The organism is Microbulbifer sp. CNSA002 (genome assembly GCF_047324085.1).
Taxonomy (GTDB): domain Bacteria; phylum Pseudomonadota; class Gammaproteobacteria; order Pseudomonadales; family Cellvibrionaceae; genus Microbulbifer.
The window spans coordinates 1,269,082-1,287,983 of the sequence record NZ_CP172449.1 but is presented as its reverse complement, the minus strand read 5'-3'; the positions used below and the strand labels follow the sequence as shown (position 1 = coordinate 1,287,983).

At 43.1% G+C, this 18,902-nt stretch carries 22 protein-coding genes; 20 read left to right on the top strand and 2 right to left on the bottom strand.

From position 1 onward, the window contains the following. Positions 1 to 3: 3 nt before the first annotated feature. From ACG1BZ_RS05720 to ACG1BZ_RS05630, 19 genes are all read left to right on the top strand, one after another. Positions 4 to 336, top strand: a complete 333-nt coding sequence (locus ACG1BZ_RS05720; RefSeq protein ID WP_413664772.1) for a hypothetical protein — start codon at positions 4 to 6, stop codon at positions 334 to 336. A 111-nt stretch (positions 337 to 447) separates the two neighbouring features. Beyond that, positions 448 to 1,128 (top strand): hypothetical protein, encoded by a 681-nt coding sequence (locus ACG1BZ_RS05715; RefSeq protein ID WP_413664771.1) that lies wholly within the window; start codon positions 448 to 450, stop codon positions 1,126 to 1,128. Positions 1,129 to 1,156: 28 nt separating this feature from the next. Beyond that, positions 1,157 to 1,558: a DUF4236 domain-containing protein gene (locus ACG1BZ_RS05710; RefSeq protein ID WP_413664770.1), complete on the top strand. Its 402-nt coding sequence runs from the start codon at positions 1,157 to 1,159 to the stop codon at positions 1,556 to 1,558. Between the two features lie 103 nt (positions 1,559 to 1,661). Beyond that, positions 1,662 to 2,363 carry a hypothetical protein gene (locus ACG1BZ_RS05705; protein WP_413664769.1) on the top strand — a complete coding sequence of 234 codons (702 nt, stop codon included), beginning with the start codon at positions 1,662 to 1,664 and terminating at the stop codon, positions 2,361 to 2,363. A 950-nt stretch (positions 2,364 to 3,313) separates the two neighbouring features. Next, positions 3,314 to 3,778: a hypothetical protein gene (locus tag ACG1BZ_RS05700; protein ID WP_413664768.1), complete on the top strand. Its 465-nt coding sequence runs from the start codon at positions 3,314 to 3,316 to the stop codon at positions 3,776 to 3,778. Then, positions 3,775 to 4,068 (top strand): hypothetical protein, encoded by a 294-nt coding sequence (locus ACG1BZ_RS05695; protein ID WP_413664767.1) that lies wholly within the window; start codon positions 3,775 to 3,777, stop codon positions 4,066 to 4,068. Before ACG1BZ_RS05700 ends, ACG1BZ_RS05695 begins: the two co-directional genes overlap by 4 nt. A gap of 337 nt (positions 4,069 to 4,405) precedes the next feature. Next, positions 4,406 to 4,759 carry a transposase gene (locus ACG1BZ_RS05690; protein WP_413662312.1) on the top strand — a complete coding sequence of 118 codons (354 nt, stop codon included), beginning with the start codon at positions 4,406 to 4,408 and terminating at the stop codon, positions 4,757 to 4,759. Then, a complete protein-coding gene (locus ACG1BZ_RS05685; protein WP_413662311.1) occupies positions 4,711 to 5,598 on the top strand; it encodes an IS3 family transposase in 888 nt (295 codons plus the stop codon). The genes ACG1BZ_RS05690 and ACG1BZ_RS05685 overlap by 49 nt, the downstream gene beginning before the upstream one ends. Before the next feature lie 349 nt (positions 5,599 to 5,947). Continuing rightward, positions 5,948 to 6,619 carry a hypothetical protein gene (locus tag ACG1BZ_RS05680; protein ID WP_413664766.1) on the top strand — a complete coding sequence of 224 codons (672 nt, stop codon included), beginning with the start codon at positions 5,948 to 5,950 and terminating at the stop codon, positions 6,617 to 6,619. An 80-nt stretch (positions 6,620 to 6,699) separates the two neighbouring features. Next, a complete protein-coding gene (locus ACG1BZ_RS05675; RefSeq protein WP_413664765.1) occupies positions 6,700 to 7,374 on the top strand; it encodes a penicillin-insensitive murein endopeptidase in 675 nt (224 codons plus the stop codon). Positions 7,375 to 8,190: 816 nt separating this feature from the next. After that, on the top strand, positions 8,191 to 8,595 hold the full coding sequence (locus tag ACG1BZ_RS05670) for an ester cyclase (protein ID WP_413664764.1): 405 nt from the start codon (positions 8,191 to 8,193) through the stop codon (positions 8,593 to 8,595). Between the two features lie 65 nt (positions 8,596 to 8,660). Further along, positions 8,661 to 8,993 carry a hypothetical protein gene (locus tag ACG1BZ_RS05665; protein WP_413664763.1) on the top strand — a complete coding sequence of 111 codons (333 nt, stop codon included), beginning with the start codon at positions 8,661 to 8,663 and terminating at the stop codon, positions 8,991 to 8,993. A gap of 103 nt (positions 8,994 to 9,096) precedes the next feature. Further along, positions 9,097 to 9,474, top strand: a complete 378-nt coding sequence (locus ACG1BZ_RS05660; RefSeq protein ID WP_413664762.1) for a hypothetical protein — start codon at positions 9,097 to 9,099, stop codon at positions 9,472 to 9,474. An 81-nt stretch (positions 9,475 to 9,555) separates the two neighbouring features. Continuing rightward, entirely contained in the window at positions 9,556 to 10,041 is a 486-nt protein-coding gene (locus tag ACG1BZ_RS05655) for a hypothetical protein (protein WP_413664761.1), read from the top strand. 69 nt (positions 10,042 to 10,110) lie between these two features. After that, positions 10,111 to 10,506, top strand: a complete 396-nt coding sequence (locus tag ACG1BZ_RS05650) for a hypothetical protein (protein ID WP_413664760.1) — start codon at positions 10,111 to 10,113, stop codon at positions 10,504 to 10,506. An 827-nt stretch (positions 10,507 to 11,333) separates the two neighbouring features. Beyond that, the gene (locus ACG1BZ_RS05645) at positions 11,334 to 11,849 is read left to right on the top strand and encodes a hypothetical protein (RefSeq protein WP_413664759.1); all 516 of its coding nucleotides are present in this window, start codon (positions 11,334 to 11,336) and stop codon (positions 11,847 to 11,849) included. A gap of 108 nt (positions 11,850 to 11,957) precedes the next feature. Next, positions 11,958 to 12,293 (top strand): hypothetical protein, encoded by a 336-nt coding sequence (locus ACG1BZ_RS05640; protein ID WP_413664758.1) that lies wholly within the window; start codon positions 11,958 to 11,960, stop codon positions 12,291 to 12,293. A gap of 104 nt (positions 12,294 to 12,397) precedes the next feature. Next, positions 12,398 to 12,739 (top strand): hypothetical protein, encoded by a 342-nt coding sequence (locus ACG1BZ_RS05635; RefSeq protein ID WP_413664757.1) that lies wholly within the window; start codon positions 12,398 to 12,400, stop codon positions 12,737 to 12,739. Positions 12,740 to 13,267: 528 nt separating this feature from the next. After that, the gene (locus ACG1BZ_RS05630; RefSeq protein ID WP_413664756.1) at positions 13,268 to 14,125 is read left to right on the top strand and encodes a PA4780 family RIO1-like protein kinase; all 858 of its coding nucleotides are present in this window, start codon (positions 13,268 to 13,270) and stop codon (positions 14,123 to 14,125) included. 743 nt (positions 14,126 to 14,868) lie between these two features. Here the strand turns inward: ACG1BZ_RS05630 and rho are convergent. Both rho and ACG1BZ_RS05620 read right to left on the bottom strand, forming a co-directional pair. Beyond that, positions 14,869 to 15,807 (bottom strand): transcription termination factor Rho, encoded by a 939-nt coding sequence (rho, locus tag ACG1BZ_RS05625; protein WP_413664755.1) that lies wholly within the window; start codon positions 15,805 to 15,807, stop codon positions 14,869 to 14,871. A 1,103-nt stretch (positions 15,808 to 16,910) separates the two neighbouring features. Continuing rightward, positions 16,911 to 17,354, bottom strand: coding sequence for an SRPBCC family protein (locus ACG1BZ_RS05620; RefSeq protein WP_413664754.1), 444 nt, complete (start codon positions 17,352 to 17,354; stop codon positions 16,911 to 16,913). Between the two features lie 102 nt (positions 17,355 to 17,456). Here ACG1BZ_RS05620 and ACG1BZ_RS05615 point away from each other — a divergent pair, with 102 nt between their 5' ends. Continuing rightward, the gene (locus tag ACG1BZ_RS05615; RefSeq protein ID WP_413664753.1) at positions 17,457 to 18,347 is read left to right on the top strand and encodes a LysR family transcriptional regulator; all 891 of its coding nucleotides are present in this window, start codon (positions 17,457 to 17,459) and stop codon (positions 18,345 to 18,347) included. Positions 18,348 to 18,902 lie beyond the last annotated feature (555 nt).

Below are 18,902 nucleotides of genomic sequence, written 5' to 3'. Positions count from 1 at the left end.
AGAATGGCGATTGAGATTTACTACGATTCAGCTCTTAAAGGCACAGACATACGCGGGGCCGCTATTCATATTGATGATGTGCTCCATGAACAGTTAATAAATTTGTATGTTTCGAATGAAGCTAAATATAGCCACCTAGTTGATATAGCTCTTATCGAAGAGGATCAATGTCTAGGTATAGATCCTCGAAGAATAAAACGGTTTATCCTTGAGCTAAAAGTTTTAATGGATGAAGACGCTTTGTTTAAACCAGTAAAAACAAGTATTGAACGGTTTATTTGCATTTTAAATAAGGCAAATGAATATCATGATAAATTAAATGTGTACCTTGGCTGAGTTTTACCACCTAACAAGCGGCTGTATTTCGTTCCGGCCTGCGGCCTCTACCGGACTCGCTGCGCTCGCCGGTATACCCGGGGTTAGGACATAAAAAGTTTGGAGCAAGAAATGGAATTTATGAAGTATCTCGCACCGCTTATTGGGGTGGTTTTAGGTGCTTTAATTGCACCTTGGGTAGAACAAAGGAAAAGGTCATATGACCTTAAACACAAGCTTGAAACACTATACCTTGAGATTTCAGACTTAAAAACAGATGCAGAGCATATGCTTGAAATAGCATATGAAACGTATTCAAAATCATATTTAGCGGAATATCTTGGCCTCGATAATGAATATACTAAGAACTACTCAATACCAAGAACTATAAACTTCTACTCACTCGATGAAACACTCTTAGAGGTATATTCTTCGCTTACATATGATCAGCGAAATGCCATAAAGTCTATTTTTGAAATTGCTAACTTTATAAATCAAAAGGTTGAGCTTCTTGCCAAATCAAGTGATGGGAACGCCAAAAACCTAGACCAATTAACTGCTAGATCAATAGTTAATACACTTGCCACCTTAATTTATCTTACTTCCAGATTGCATCATGAGAGTGATCGCTTTGTGTATTTTAAAGATCTAAAGGACAAAGATGTTATTGCCAGTACCCTATCTGCATATGATTACTCACTTGAGTTTGACGATATCATCAAAAAGTACAAATATAAACAAGAACAACTTGCATCAGAAAAAGCCCTAACAAATCAAGCAAGCGAGATGCAGAAAAGCTGCACTCTGTCTTAAGGTATTAGAGCTCAGAGGAGAATCCAGGATGAGGTTTCGGAAGAGTATAAAAATTGCTAAAGGTGTAAGAGTTAATATAGGTAAAAAAGGTGTTTCAAGCGTATCTTTAGGCGGGAAGGGTTTAACCCTCAACGCTAGCGGTAAAGGTATTCGAGCAACGGCCAGTATTCCAGGCTCTGGCCTATCTCGTTCTGAGATGATTTATAAATCAGGTAATGCACAAAACCCTCAACCTACTGAGCTACAAAATTCAAGCTCTATTAATGTCAAGGGCAAGAGATCTGTTAGCTTCTTGCTTGGCGTGGGTATATTTTTAATCCCATATATATTTGCATGGTTTACTCTTCGAAAAGGGCATTCAGTATTATCCAGAGTAGTTAGTTTTGGGTGGCTGTCTTGGCTTATTTTTTCAATTACGCAAAGACCTTAACAAAGCCATCAAAAATCACCTTTTCAACACTGGGCTCGCAACAAGTTGCTCGCCTTTTATGGCGGCATTAGATTTTGGTAATAACCCCATTCATAGGATGCCCGTGAATAAAATTGAAAAAGAAGAGTTTGATCCTGTGGTGGAGCCCACTTCTGATAAAGCATATCGAATCACAAGAAGCGTTTTATCAGCTGTACCCACTGTGGGGGGCGCTCTTGCAGAATCATTGAGCGCAATTATTGCCCCTCCCTATCAAACGAGAACAAATAATTGGCTGCACAAGCTAAGTGACTCGATCAATGACCTGATTGACAATCATTCAAAGACTGAAAGTGAACTTAGAGAAAATAAAGCATTTTTATCTGCCATTCTAAGATCAAGCGATATTGCTGTTAGAACCTCAAGTGAAGATGTAATTAACGCCTTATCCAATGGCCTTATTTCAGTCGCATTAGATCAAACCATTGAAGAGGCAATTGTTTGTATTTATCTCAACTCAATTGCTAGGTTGACTTCGCTGCATCTAAAGCTTCTTGAATACTTGGCCTCTCTGCCGGAGGTAGACAAAAGTACTCAACTAACGCAGGAAAGACAGTTAAAGTTCTTTAAGAATTTGGCAGGCTATGACCATGACTTCAAATCAAGAGAGCTTGTTTATCGTCTCATGAATGATCTTATGAACGAAAGAGTAGTAGCATTACCAAAAGGCGCCAGCGCTAGTTCTGGTGGGCCAAACTTTATTAACATGAGGCTTACAAAACTTGGTGAAGAGCTAATCCGATATATTAATGGAAGTAAAGTTTAACAAACTAACGAACTTCGCGCGCATGTTACGCGCAGTGATCAACAATAGGACACCCATAGATTGACAATAGGACACCCATAGATTGAAAGATAACATCGGAAATAGTATAGGCCTTCCACCTTGACAGCCATTTCTCCTGATCAGGTATAGGGGAAGGTGAAATACTGAAAAATTATGCTTTAGGTTTGAAAATTGCGTGTTTTTGGCCAAGCCGGAAGGAATAGTATCGAAAGGTTGGGAGGGAATTAGTGGGTCATTGCAGAAAGGAAACGTTGGCAGTCGCCTATGCCATGTACCCAGCATTTATTGAGCTGAATACAGGCTTGCCGTGCAACATCTGCTGATCCCACCAGTCCCTTAAAGCGGCTTTCAAAGTTCCGATTAAGATAGAGCCAGTGTTTTGCTGAGATTCCCAATCGCTCAAGGATAGGGGGCGCGTTTTGAGAAATGGCACCGATCGTCTTGAGATCTACATAGGCTATAAAGTGGGCTTCCTGAATCGGGCTAGCGGGTTGGGCCCTATATGATTTCAAGGTCACGCAGACAGCAGCAAGCTAAGCAGACCTCTCCAGATAAGAACGTGATCTTTCAATACACGACTACATCATTAGCTCGGCCCATTAGCCACATAGCTCCGGTATCCTTGGCCACCTCGCCTTCAGGCTATGCCTTATATGATGTTTCTGTTCGTCAGCTCGTAGTTTTGCTAGCGGCTTACTCCCCACAAGGCCTCACAGTGTTGCAGTTGCCATTCGCTAGTAGTTAGCATTTAATGGAACTCATTAAATGGTGATCCTCCTACAGGGGACTTTCACCCCTATAGTTCACGCTCATGCTGGGCGTACCAGGTAGCAGCAATACGCAGCCTTTGGCTGTCGGACTCAGTACAATGTGCTTCACGGTTGAGGCAAGCATTAGAGTTGATTAAGTAGTTCACATGGAATGTATGTATGGAACAGTTTAAAACCATAGAGAATTTAAGGGAATATATAAGTAAACTTGGCCCTTTCTATGCACGTCCTACAGAGGCTGGAGCACACCCAACTCTCTATAGAAATAGCAATGATGCATCTATCATTAGTGGCGTTAGAAAACGTGATTATCTTTTCTCACAAGATGAGCGCTGGGTTTTACCACATCCACAAATGGGGCTCTCATTCTCGGCGCACTGGCAGCATTTAAAGCGCATCTATAGAATGAAGAAAAAGGTGACAAAAGGCCTTCCTATTAATGTATTTTGGGTAATTGAAAAAGCAGATATACCGAATGGTTTAGAATTTTCACCTGACCCCAAAGATAAGAAACACTACCTGCTTGTAGTTACTGAAAGAATGAGGGTTGAAGACTTGGTAAGTAAGTTAACTTGGGTTGCTGATCGGATGTCAGTAATTAAAGAGGCTCAAGACGCACTATGATTGAATATAAATACCCAGAAGAACGCGAGATCCTTATTCACTACGCTGAAAAGATGGAGAATGAAACTGCACTAGATATTCTTAAAAAAGGCGTAGTTTCTAATCGAGAGCAGGCATTAGCTCTTTCTCAATTCTATTGGGGAATGATAGACGTTGCTGCTGATGATCAAGGTTCTGGATTCCCTCTGCTGGAGAAAGAAGGGATCGAGCAGTGGATGGAGTATATTTTTCACTCTCTGAATGGCTACTTGGTGAGTAATGGCTATGAAGAAGAGTGGGATCAAGAGTAAGGCTCTGAATCGGGTAGCCGGTAATATCTAGCTACCGGCCCCCACAGCACCTATCGTGCAGGTCCACAATGGGCAGCTCCCTATCTGTAATAAATTTCTACTCAACATCACTACTGTGTTCAACCACTTTTTTTTAACCCACGATAGTGGCTAGCGGATTGGACCTATTTGTGAGTCAGCGGCCACCTGAAAGCTTCATAGCAGCAAGCTAAACAGATCTCCCCAGATAAGGACGTGAACGTTCACTACACAATTGTATCATTTACTTTACCCTTTAGATCGCATGAAACCTTCCCCCATTGAGTAGACGCCTACCTTTTGAATAGGGTAGGAAAAAATGCCGAAAATACTGAGTGAAGAGCGAGTTGTTGAATATTCAACAGAATTCAAAGTTAGAGTGGTAGCTCTCACTAATCAACTGAAAGTAGATACGACTACTATCGCCAACATTATTGGTTTGCATCCAGTAATGGTGTATAGATGGCGACAGGAAAGTAGAGAAGGCAAGCTGGTCGAGAAGCCCAGTCGTAGAATAAGTATGACAAAAACAACGAAAAATCGGTCTCAAACCGATGATAAAGAGATAAGACGTCTAAAAAAGCAGGTCGAGAAATTGCAAAAGGAGAATGATTTCCTAAAAAAGTGGGAAATGTACCTGAAAGATCCAAAGCTGAAAGATTCTCGTTCATAGCTCTTAATCGATCAGACTTTGGTGTCAGGTACTTATGTAGATACTTGAATGTTTCACCCCAAGGGTTTTATAAGTGGCTCAATCGAGATGAGAGCACTCGTGACATAGAGAATAGGCGAATTCTAGGGTGTATCGAAGCTATCTATACACAGCATGATGGTAATTATGGAAGTCCAAGAATTAGCGCAGAGCTGAAAGCTAATGGTGAACGAATAAATCACAAACGCGTTGAACGCCTTATGAGAGAGGCTGGAATCGTGGGGAAAGCTGGAAGGATCTATCGTCGACGCCCTTTGCCTGGAAATCCTTATATTAAGGTTGAAAACCTACAAAGAGAGCATGGTATGCCGAGTAAACCAGACTCTCAATGGGCTGGTGATGTAACCTATCTGAAGATCAATGGACAATGGCAATATTTAGCTGTGATTATTGATCTTTACTCCCGGAAAGTGTTGGGTTGGGAGTTGTCGGATACTCGAACTGTTGAGCTAACACTGTCAGCGCTAAATAAAGCTGTTCGTCGCAGAAATATAGAATCAGATCTAATATTTCACAGTGACCGAGGTTCTGAGTACGGTGCTTATGCATACCAAAGTCGACTCAAAGAACTGGGTATTGAGCCGAGCATGAACCGTCCAGGATTTATGAATGATAATGTGTATGTAGAATCATTTTTTCAAACACTGAAAACTGAGAGTTTCAAAGGATTTAATTTTGAATCCGTTGAGGAACTAAGAGCTAACTTAGCTTGGTATCTTGATAGGTACTATAACTTTAAAAGAAGACATGGTTCACTTGGGTTCAAAAGCCCAGATGAATATGAAAGAATGGCCGCATAAGATGAATATAAGGTGGCGTCTACTTTAAGGGGGGAGGCTTCCATGGCTTCGGTGCCCTTAGCCACCTCGCCTCCAGCCTAAGCGTTATGATATTCCTGTTCATCAGCTTGCAGTTTTTCTAGCGGCTTCTCTCCGCAAGACCTCGTGGTGTTGCAGTTGCCTTTCACTAGTAGTTAGCATTTAATGGAACCCATTAAATGCTGATCTTCCTACAGAGGACTTTCACCCCATTAGTTCACGCCCATGCTGAGCGTACCAAGGCTAGGCAAAAACATTACGCTACGCTCTATTGGACACCGCATCCGCGGCGCCTTTACTAGCGGCGTTATGACCCCACAGGGATCGAGGAATGATCACCAAGAAATATACCCTAATTGCAATGTCTGTCGTGCTGACTGCGTGCGCGGGTGTCACTGAGCCGATAAAGTTTAAAGCTTCTAGTGTCTTAACAGAGGACTATTATCACGATACCAAAGTAACAAATGGTGTTGTCCTGCTAGACGTAAACTGGGGGCGTTGGTGGGACTGTGGAGGCTATGAAAATGCGCAACTCGTTAGCATGGCATTCGATAAGCTACCAATGAGCTCTATCAATAATGAAGCCGAGCCAGCGCTTGTACTGCATAGCCCTTCACGCTTGGCTGTTGATCCAGTGTTTACAAATTATGCTTACTCTCTAGAGCCCGGAGAATATGCGATCAGCGCCTTTAGCATCAAGGCAGCAAAGTCTGTATCCAATGTAGGTTTTCTTACGGCGCAACGAGATAAACTGTATTCTGCTGGCAAACCCGTTGGTGGTACATTCACAGTTAAGCCGGGCGAGGCCGTTTTTATTGGCAACTTTTACCTAGATTGCGCTTATGGTCCAACATTATGGCGGTATCACTCAGATGGTAGGGAGGCATTCGATGATCAGGTCAAAGAGTACGCCAGCCGCTTTCCTTACCTCGATCTAACTAATGTGCAATTCCGCTTGTTTAAAACAAAAGAATTCGGCAATGACTATGAGCTCGTGCCATGAATTGGCTCCCAGTCATAACAAATTGCGCAAGCGGGACAAAGTGCTGCGCACTTCGCCCCCCCGCAAGGCGATAGCACCACATGAACATAAAGTATCTTTTATTAATTACATTTTTGTTTCCGCTGATAGCTTTGGCTGAAACCAGCACATGCTTTGGGACGACTTCCAATGGCAGCCTTACTAATGGGGTGAAACTGCCATCAGAAGGGGAAAACTACGTAGGCTATAGCACTATGGCGAGATTGGCTGGTCGTACCTACGTTCATTCAGAAGTAAGAGATATCATAGTATCTGCATATAAAGACTTAGAGACTGAACAGCCAAAAAAAGTCTACAAATACGCAGAAACAGGATTTAAGGATGGTGGTCAATTCAAGCCTCATAAAACTCACAGAAATGGACTTTCAGTTGATTTCATGACTCCAGTAAAGGATAAGAATGGAAAATCAGTCCATTTGCCAACAAACTCATTAAATAAGTTGGGTTACAACATCGAGTTTGATGCTAATGATCATTATGATGGCATGTACATTGATTACGAAGCGATTGCAGCTCATGTTGTAGCTTTACACAAACAAGCCAAGGAACATGGGCATGATTTATGGCGAGTGATTTTCGACCCAAAATTACAGCCAAATTTATATAAGACAAAGTATGCGCAGTATTTGAAGGAAAATATCCAGTTTTCCAAAAAACGGTCGTGGGTCAGGCATGATGAACACTACCATGTTGATTTTGCTATACCGTGCAAATAACAGTGCTAAATCGGGTAGCCGGTAGTTTTTAGCTACCGGCCCCCACACCACCCATCATGCAGGTCCGCTATGGGCGGTTCCCTATCCGCAATGAATCTCTACCCAACGATAGCGTCGAGCAGCTCTTCATTTGAGTTGAGTGTCATGGCAGTGCGCCACCTCAACTTACCCGACTGGAAACATATCGGTAGGCTAGCCCTGCCTTTTAACTCGTGGATTTTGGGTTCAGGCCTTCACCCTGTCCAAGGTATTAATCTTGGCATTTGGCTACTATGCCGTCGGCTGACTTCTGTGTAATCACCTTGTTCATTGCTGACCGAGGCGCTGCTGTGTCCCACCACTCTTGTCTACCCCTCGATGGTGGCTAGTGGGTTAGGCCTACTTATGAGTCAGCGACATGCTGACAGCCTCACAGCAGCAAGCTAAACAGATCTCCCCAGGATAAGGACGTGAACTTTCACTACACAACTGCATCATTTACTCCACCCGTTAGATCACATGGCTTCGGTATCCTTGGCCACTCCGCCTCCAGGCTGATCCTTATAAGATGTTTCTGTTCGTCAGCTCGCAGTTTTACTTGCCGCTTCTCTCTGCAAGACCTCGCGATGCTACAGTTGCCATTCGTTAGTAGTTAGCATTTAATGGGACCCATTAAATGGTGATCCTCCTACAGGGGACTTTCACCCCATTAGCTCACACCCATGCTGGGCGTACCAGGCCAATTAACTACACGTCTTTGACGCCCGATAGCTTACACGTCGCTTCGCTATGTTTCAGCTACGAGTTATTGAGGCGTTATGCTTCTGAGGATGACTGGTGCATAAAGATCAAGTTCGAAGATTTTATGAGGTTCTTTGGGATGCACACGATAAGAAAGCAATGCCATCGATCCTGCATGAGAGCTTCTCCTTCAGAGGATCATTGGGGCAGGAAAAGCGAGGTCACAAAGGTTTCGCTGAATATGTCGATATGGTTCACAAAACACTGGGTGATTACAAATGCATTATTGAAGATCTCGTAGAAGAAGGAGACAAGGTTTTTGCGAAGATGTCCTTTACCGGATTTCATAGCGATGAGTTTATGGGCTTTTTACCATCACATAAACGCGTAACTTGGAATGGGTGCGCCTTATTTACCTTTGAAGGTGATCGAATCTCTGATGTATGGGTGATGGGTGATTTAAAGAGCCTTGAAAACCAGCTCAAGAAAAACGAAACATAACAATCGCAGCCAGCAGGACCGTCGCTACGTGCCGACTTCTACTGCAAGGCAGTTATGTGTAAAAAATGAAAGAACACCAAATACAAAAAGTAATAGACGAACTTCCTGATGATAAGAAGATTCAGCTGTTGTGTAATTACGGCCATCAGTTAACAATTCATGCTCGTGGTGGCTATGAATTTCAAGGATCGGGTGTTACCGATCCGAGACTACTGAGAGATTGCAACGAAATTCAACACCGCGTTTTTCAAGCAGTTCGCGAAGTGGCTCGAGATTCAGACAATCAATTTTGTCTCAATAACGTTGGCGGCTGGATATCAGCCGAAGAAAGAAATGAAACAATACGTGCAGCTAGTGTTCAAGCTTTTCAAACAGCACTGGCTAAACTCAACACATAACCAGGCCCGTAATCCTCGGCCAAGGGAACCTAGACTGGGTTGTCACTGCTTCGTAGCGCCGGCCCATTCGCTTGACGTTTAGCCTACAAAGGAATATCAATCATTGAGCAAGCACGTTGGCTGTATTATTAATGAACTTGAAGAATCAGATATAGCTGATGATGATTTTAGTTTGTTTATGATTTTATTAAAAATTGATGATTCTGGAGAGGTGACATCAACTGAATCTATAGAACCAATCGGTAAAATTGGTGTTGACATCGATAGTAAAGAGTGCTTGTTTCATATAGCTCCTTGCGGCAAGCCTTTAAAAATATCTGAGGCATATGCAGAAATAGAAACTATTGATTCCAGGTTTTCTCTTGTCTCTGTAATAGAGAAAGAATTCGATGATTCATCATGGGTAAGAATGGATAATCCAGTAATTGGCTTTGGGGAAAATGTAGATGAAAAACGGTTTTTCATCGTATGTAGGGCTTAATAAAGGTAGGCAAATTCGCCCACTAAAGACGCGGGCTGGACTCGCTAACTCTCGCCTTTGCTACCGGCGTTAGGCTCTCATATGAACGAAGCTGAAGTACTTGAATATTTAACCGACAGTGATGGTAGCACTAGGGATATTACGTTTACTCCAGCCACTTTGGCTTGTGTCGAAAAGTTCATAAAGCTATTTCTCGAGGAATTCAGCGATGGCGAGCTTCTAGATCAAGACGGTGAAGTAGTTGAAATGTCTTCGGAAAGTGTAGTGTCTTACATCACACAACGTGAAGAAGGTTGTATTCATGGACAGCTGAAATCTAGAGATAGCTTTGTAAGCCAAGTTCATCTGTTTCTCGATTGGCCTGAAGGTGAAAAAATAGCTGTTGAAATATCGTATTTCCCAAACGATCTTTGCGGTGATTTTACTACATCAATCTTTTTCGAAGCGTTGAATAGTTGGTGGGGTGCTCTACAGGCCGATGAGGTATTCGTTAGGTATGAAAATGCTAGCTGGGAGTTTTATGATCCCGAGGGGCTGGAAGTCTTTTACCATGCTGTCAAAGCCTAGCTAGCACATGTTGTCGGACTGGTTTTCCGCTGTGCTCCAAACCAGCCGTAAATGCGGGCGTTATGAATTATGAAGACTCGGGCCACATTTGTTTTTTTTCTATTTTTAGTTGTCAGCTGTACGAAGCGATATGATATTTCGCTAATAGTCAATGAAGCTATCGGCTTCAAGCCTAAAGAGGATTTCGTAGTTGTCGCGCGGGAGAAAGCTTCTGACATTGCAAAGTATTTCGGTGACTATAACGAAATTTTCTATATAGAGATGTCAGAGCATGATTATGCTTCATTCATGAAGATCGTTGAGGAGGGTGGCTCTTGGAAGCTTCAGCCTAAATCTAGTCTTCCAGGCAGTAGTAACTTTCCAGAATGGGAAAAAATCATGTACTTCAAACAATATGGTCTTTTGACAATATTCAGAGTACGTGGCGACAGACGTGCGATTACTATTCAGGTCTACGAGCAGTGAGGCTCATAAATCGGGTAGTCGGTAGCTTTTAACTACCGGCCCCCACACCACCTATCGTGCGGGTCCGCAATGGACGGTTCCCTATCCGTAATGAATCTCTACCCAACCTTGGCGTCGAGCAGCTCTTCATTTGAGTTAAGTGTCATGGCAGCGCGCTAACTCAACTTATCCGACTAGAAACAAATCGGTAGGCTAGCCCTGTCTTTTAACTCGTGGATTTTGGGTTCAGGCCTACACCCTGTCCAAGGTATTAATCTTGGCATTTGGCTACTATGCCGTCGGCTGACTTCTGTTTAATTACCTTGATCATTACTGACCGAGGCACAGCTGTGTCCCACCATTTTTGTTTACCCCACGATGGTGGCGACCTACTTATGAGTCAGCGGCCACGCTGACAGCTTCATAGCAGCAAGCTAAACAGGTCTCCCCAGATAAGAACGTGAACTTTCACTACACAACTGCATCATTGACTCTACCCGTTAGATCACATGGCTTCGGTGTCCTTGACCATCTCGCCTCCAGGCTAAGCCTTATATGATGTTTCTGTCCGTCCGCTCGTAGCTTTGCTAGCGACTTCCTCCCCACAAGACCTCACGGTGTTGCAGTTGCCATTCGCTAGTAGTTAGCATTTAATGAAATCCATTAAACGGTGATCTTCCTACAGGGGACTTTCACCCCATTAGCTCACGCCCATGCTGGGCGTACCAAATTTCTGCATCCGACTGCCTACACTCCTCTCGCTTTGTACTGTACGCTTACGCTAGCACAAAGCGGCTCCGTTCCGGCGGCGACTGAGCAAAGAGTTAGTTTTCATCAGGCTTCGATCAATGAAAGTTATATATCTAACCTTATTAATCATCCTTTATTCTCAGCGAGCCATTTCGTTTGAATATGACCATAAGGATTTAAGCGTTGATTTGAATAATGCCACTGATATTGTTATTGCCAAGAAAATCTCTGGCCGCATCGCGTACGCAGATTTGACACATGAAATTAGCTCATATAACGCAAAGCCTATTGAGTGGCGTGACTCTCCAGCGTGGGAGAGATTACAAGATCTAAATCGAGATATCGACTCAACTTTCTTGGTATTGAATTCAATCACGGGTACTTTTGAAATAGGGGATCGATTTACATTTAATGACTCATGGATACCTGTTGAATTGGGTTCAGTTCAACTGTATTTTCTTTATCAGAAAAACAATCAAATCCAGTCTAATCCATGCCATCGAATACCAATCGGCGATAACAAACAATCAATCGTCGAGCTTTCTTCAGATCCTAATGGGATTATTGATTTGGTTTTACGCGACAAGCTATCATTTTGCGATTCAAAAAACTGACAAAGCAATGCACTGGACTTCCTGTGCATTGCTTTATTTTGTGCTTTAATCGCACAAAATCAATCAACTACGTTCCGGCCAGTGCTTAGGGCGTTATGACTTCCAAATATGAAAGAGATTAAAGAAAGAATTATAAACGCGGGATTAGGTGAAAAAGGGTTGCCGGTATTGGCCAGAATGGGTGAAGATCCAGGAAAGGAATATATAGAACAACTGCTGTCTGACTTGCATTCACTATTTCAAAACCTAAAAAGTTCAAGCAGTTTGAGCAAAGAGTTGTCGTACGCCTTGTACTGTATAGGCCACTATCCATATATTGAGTACTCAGCATGGATTGATAAAGGTGCAACATTTAGAGGCGACCTGATTGACCCTCAGATATTTCAGTTAGAAATGGCCGTTGAAAGTATATTTTGTAATGAATGGTTGGAGTATGTTAATTAATCAAAGTAGAATAATAACAAAAAGTTCTTACGGAAAACCTACGGGTTGCTTCGGCGTCCGTAAAGCTTTGCATTAGTTATCAACAAGGACAAGAAATCAACGAGATGAAATATTTCTTTGCAATAATATCTAGCTTAACTTTAATCTCATGCGCGACCCAAAAAACATATTGGGAACATCCTGAATACGGAAAGCTTGATGGGAACAGTCCGATTGTCTCGTCGGATAGAGATTCCTGTGGAGTTAAGGCATATAGTAAAGGAATTACAATGGATGGGACCTTATATACTGATCAAAGTAAAGTTATTTCCAAGGTGGTAGAAGATTCATTAGCGCGAATAAGAAGCGGAAGTCAAGCAGAGCCAGAGTATTGGAGTGAATATCAAGCACTAGAAAAAGAGTCGACTGAGTGCTTTAAAAACAAAGGGTGGACACGAAGCAAATAGCTAAATCGAGTAGCCGGTAGTTTTTAGCTACCGGCCCCCACACCACCCATCATGCGGGTCATGAATGCTAACCAGTTGGACCTACTTACCAGCCAGTAGCCACGCTGGCAGAATCACTGAAACAAATTACACAGATTCCCCAAGATAAGAGTATAAAATTTCACAAATCATCTGCATCATTAACCCTATCCATTAGATCACGTGGCTTCGGCACCCTTGGCCTCCAGACTAAGCCACATAGGATGTTTCTGTTCGCCAACTCATAGTTTTGCTCGCGGCTTCCTCCCCACAAAACCTTATAGTATTGCTATTTGCTGGTAGTTAGGGGTCATTAAACGGTGGTCTGCCTACTGGGGGATTTCACATGTCAAGTGCTATTCTTATTGCCCCCATCCTTTACGCGGGCATTATAGGGCCCCATAATCGCTCTTTATCCATAAGCAGGATTAGATTTCTTGCCTCAAATACACATAGAAATATGTCAATAGCATATATGATTAATTGCCGAACACTCGAAGCTGGTATCTAGTGAAAACTCCCAAACGTCTACAGCCTCTCATCGATGATGGCTTAATCGATGAAGTTATCAGCCGCCTAATGAGCGGCAAAGAAGCCGATATATTTATTGTCCGTTGTCGTGACGAAATTCGTTGCGCCAAAGTCTATAAAGACGCAACTAAGCGTAGTTTTAAAAAGGCCGCACAGTATCAAGAAGGGCGTAAAGTTCGCAGTGGTCGTCAAGCACGTGCCATGCAAAAACGGTCAAATTATGGCCGCCAACAGCAGGAAGAGATTTGGCAAAATGCCGAAGTTGATGCTTTATCCCGTTTAGCACGCGCTCATGTACGAGTTCCCAAGACTTTTGGTTGTGTTGACGGTGTATTATTGATGGAGTTAATCACTGACGAAGCAGGCAATGTCGCACCACGGCTTGGCGATGTGACAATGTCAGAAGAGCAAGCAATTCAAGATCATGCATTAATGATTCATTACATCATGCTCATGCTTCACGAGGGAATTGTACATGGTGATTTGTCCGAATTTAACGTCCTAGTGGATGATTCCGGCCCTGTGATTATCGATTTACCCCAAGCTGTTAATGCCGCTGCCAATAACAGCGCACAAGAAATGTTCACTCGCGACGTCGACAATATGCGTCGTTACTATGGCAGATTTGCCCCCTCTTTATTACAGACTCAATACGCCAAGGAAATGTGGGCACTGTTTGAAGAGGGTAACTTAACGACTAGCTCAACGCTCAGCGGCAAGTTTGATGATGACGATGACAGCGCCGATGTCGATGCCGTGCTAGAAGAAATCAAAGCGGTGATGCAAGAGGAACTGGAACGAAAAGTGCGCATACGAGAATCTTCAGAAGATGCATAAATTTAGATGAAAGCACCCGGTTTAGTAACCTTATTGGTTGCTGCGGGTATTGTTTATTACCCTATTGCACAAATTAGTGCACACACACATTAGGACACCCAAAGGCTGGAGGATGCTGTGTACTGCAGAACAAGCTCTCTTTCTGGGGGCTCTTACCCTTTGATTTATAGGTAAGAGAGATTAAGTTCTGGGAATTGATATGCAGATTTTTGGAAATGCTATTTTAGATAAAAGAGTGGTAATCGTGTTATAGAGTATTTGGGGTAGAAGTAGATTAGCAGGGTGTGGCTGAGAGGAAACGCCGGCAATGCCTATTCGGTGTATCCAGCGTTTATCGAGCTGGATGCAAGCTTGCTTTACCGTCTCTATTGATCCTACCAAACCTTTAAAGCGGCTTTCAAAGTTCCAATTGAGATAGAGCCAGTGTTTTGCTGAGATGCCCAGCCGCTCAAGGATAAGGGGCGTCTTTAGAGAAATGGCTCCGCGCTTTTGGGGTGCTAAATGCCGACCACTCCAGTCCACTAACGCCAAATAGTGGTCCAGCTGAAAGGGCAACCCTTCGGCATATTAAGGCCACATTTCCACTAAGCTCTTCATTGAGCAATATCTTGTAAAACACACCAGAGAATCGAAGTGTAAAGCCCTCGACTAAATAACGGCTGTCCCAGTAAGAACTCGGTCGCTAAATAACTAACTCCAAAAATGCTAAGCGGCTAAATACTACCCTTAAACTTAACTAAAAATTAATGGTCAAGTAACTCCGCATTAGTCGGGTACTTTTCAAGGAGTTCAATAAGTTTTTTAGTGCCATCTACAGGCTTTAGGCTGGCAAGCGTTCTTCGTAAAGCTCTTATCGTTGCAATATCTTTCGAGTTAAACAGGATTTCTTCACGACGAGTACTGCTTTTAGCAATATCCAAGGCAGGGAAAATTCGCTGTCTCGCAACTTCCCTGGACAATACTACCTCCATATTTCCCGTTCCCTTAAACTCCTCAAATATCACCTGGTCCATTCGGCTTCCGGTATCCACGAGTATCGTTGCCAGAATCGTAAGTGAGCTACCACCTTCAATCTTCCTAGCAGCGCCAAACAGCTTTCTGGGTACCTCCATAGCCCGGGCATCGATCCCGCCAGACATCGTACGTCCCCTACCACTCCGCTGTGCATTGTGTACCCGTGAAAGCCTTGTCAACGAGTCAACCACGATCATCACATCCTGGCCCTCACCGGCTTCCTTACAGGCCCTATCATGGAGTTCATTAGCTACTCTCACATGCTCTTCATAGCTATGATCAGAAGAGGACGCATAAACTTCGGCCGGTACACTTCGCTTAAAGTCAGTAACCTCCTCTGGCCTTTCATCAATAAGCAAAGCGTACAGCTTTATTTCGGGGTAAGCCTCCCCCACTGCTTGGCAGATATGTTTCAGGATAGTGGTTTTGCCACAGCCCGGTGGAGCCACAATCAAGCCTCGCTGCCCCTTACCAATTGGCGTAATCAAATCCATCGCCCTTACCGTAAGTTCCCGAGAACCTGTCTCAAGGCGAATAGGCTCAGATGGATTAATAGCTACTCCATTTAAGAACCGTTTCTTTGGATCAGAAGTATCCTCTTGTTTCTTATCAGCCTTCTTAGGCTCCGTATTTCTCTTTACCTTTAAGGATAATATTTTTCTGGACATAACATGCTCTTTATAAATCAATCAAGACTGGAGAGATTATTAATGATTGTCGATGGCTGGACAAAAGATTAGTACTCCCCCAAATTGGATACTATAGCCAGAACTTGTGGCTAAGCGATTACCCTACCGAACCCAAGGCAGACAAATAGCCCAATTAAAACCCGAGAATACCGATTAACGTCCGCCGTAACCATCGAAACACCAATCAGAAGGTTGAAAAAAACGAAGAACCGCTACTGATTGAAGGTGCACACTAGGACACCCACAGATTGAAAGATGACACTGGAAATGATACAGGCTTTCCACGTTAACGGCCATTTCTCCTGGTCTGGCTCGGACGAAGTGAAATGCTGAAAAAATATACTTTAGGTTGGAAAATTGCGTGAATTAGCCAACCTAAAGGAATAGCATCGAAAAGCCGGGAGGAAATAGTGGCGTGTCACCAAAAGGAAGCATTGGCAGTCGCCTATGCCATGCACCCAGCGTATATTGAACTGAATACAGGCTTGCCGTACAGCCTCTTCTGATCACAGCAGGCTTTAAAAGCGGCTTTCAAAGTTCAGATTGAGATAGAGTCAATGCCTGGGCGAAATGCCAAGCCGATCTAGGACAGGGGGCGTTTTTGTGCAATATAACCTCGTTTTCCGATGTCTAAATGTCGGCTACTCCAGTCCACTAGCTCCAAGTAGTGATCCAGCTGAAAAGGTAGCCCTTTCGGCATATTCAAATGTTCAGTGCCGACAACCGGGAGTAGATTTTGGGGCCGCTCATTTGAGGCTGCCGCACGAATACGCTGTTGAATTGAAGTGTAATCAGATTCTCAGGTGTCTTGGCGATATTGGCACGGATCGAGGAGGTCTACATAAGCCATAGAAGCAGCCTGGGCTCTTTCATCCAGTAAGGCTTGGGACTGAAACGGCCTTCCCGAAATCAACCTGTACAAGTGTCTTCAGCATTAGCTTGGCGAGCGACAGATTCATTTAAATATCGCATAAACCAGCTGATATCCGTTAGGCGCTCCCGCCATAGAGAGAGGATTTCTTTATTTCATCACTTCGCATCGGCGCCACTTAGTTAAGGAACAATTATTGGATCAAGTAAGACTAACTAAAGCGCCGCTGTAAATTATCGACTGCAATTGATATTCGCCCACCCAAATTTAATTTCATCTCTTTTATTACATCAGAGTTAGAATCGAGAATGTCACTTCGAGAAAAGTACTTCAGGTTGAACCTGGTTGACTTCGGTGTTTCAGCATTAAACTCCATTAGCATGGCGGGTAATAGAGGGAGAAGATCACCCTCAGTGTAGAAATCTTGATTCAATCGGCTTTTCTTAACTTCTATAACAAGGGTTGCTTCTCCTTCAGGCATGACGATCACTTCTTGATATGTTTTTCCGGTCATGCCATGGGGAAGTTCGTTGTGAGAGGCAATAGAGATTACCCCTGGGAACCATTCTCCGTAATTTTCCATGTTGGTGACGTACTCAAAGAACGTGTTAATCGGACGTTTAACCGTGATCGCGACTTCCGCTAATAAAATCATTATTTACTCCGGGTTCGTTATTTACGAGTCCACTATATTGTTCTTTTTGAATGACAAAAAGTGACCTATAATGCGATCGGAGTTTCCATTTTGGAAAGTGATATGTCGAAGTTTACCCAGTATGAGTCTTTTGTGGCTGTTGTTGATTCTGGCAGTATTCGGCTTGCCGCTGACAGTCTAAACAAGACGCCATCAGCGCTTAGTAAGCAGATTACAAACCTGGAGTATGATCTTGGCGTGCAGCTATTTGATCGCTCCAATAAGCAAATGGTACTTACAGAGCATGGCGCAAGCTTTTACAAAAGCAGTGCTGCAATACTAAGGCAAATCAGCGAATCAGAAAGGCGCATTCAGTATGATAACGAGCGCGTCGAAGGGGACCTCAAAATAACGTTATCCCGGTCTTTGGTTGACTCAAGCTTGTCTTCTTGGTTAAGTGAGTTTTCTGAGCGTTATCCAAATGTTAGATATCGGCTGGAGTATTCCGAATCCATTATTAACTTTAGTGATTCTGATCTTGATTTTGCTTTTAGAATTGGTGAGATTGCGGACAGTACACGTTTAATCTCCCGCGAGCTATGTGAGGTTCGACCCACATTTTTTGCAACGACAGAATATCTCGCGACACATGGTACACCTACTCAAATCTCTGAACTTACTTCCCATCGCGTTGCCATGCCACCTCTCGAGGACCTTTCACCAGAAGTAAGAAAGTGGTTAAAGAACAACAAGTTTAATAATCAGACGTATGCTCACCATAGAATAAATGATGTTCACGCCATTCAAACCATGGCGCTAAAGAATATCTGTATTGGGTTCCAGTTGCATCAGAGTATTATTAAGCTAATTGAATCAGGACTGGTAATACCTCTTTTCCAAAACAACAAGTTACCACCTAAGAAACTCAGCCTTGTATATCGTCAATCTCAATACAAAGCTAAGCAGATCGAAGTTTTTAAACGATTTATTTTCGAGAAATATAATAAAGAATAAGATGGCGAAGGGGCTAAATGATATTTCCTCTGCTCTAAATTCACACGATAATCGACATATACCAGCCCACAATGGGGCAACCAAAGACTGGGGGATGTTGCCAACAGTGTCTTATATTATGCTTCTGTTCGTCAGATTGTAGCTTTGCTAGCGGCCCCTCCCCTCATGGATGGCTTTATCCTAGCGAGAGGCGTTGTGCAATTTTTTCTGGGTTCGATCAACTTTAGATGTATAACAAATACTGGTAGCTTTATTCGACCCCTCAGGTCTCCGAAGGATACCCAATATTATGCATGTTTATGTGGCTCCCTGTGGTCTCAGTTTCGTAAAAAAAGGGACAGGTAATATTTGGTTGCTCTGCCTCGGTGGCCATCAATCAAAACGCAGAAAATATCTATTCTAGTTATTAATAAAAAATTTTTTAAATTTAAGAATTTTTATAAATCTTAAATTGTTAAGTGCAAGCTTGATTGATTTAAATGGGAATCTACCCACTATTACCTTAAAGCAATTATTATTCGATATCGCATAACGTTCTTCATCACCTTCCATACG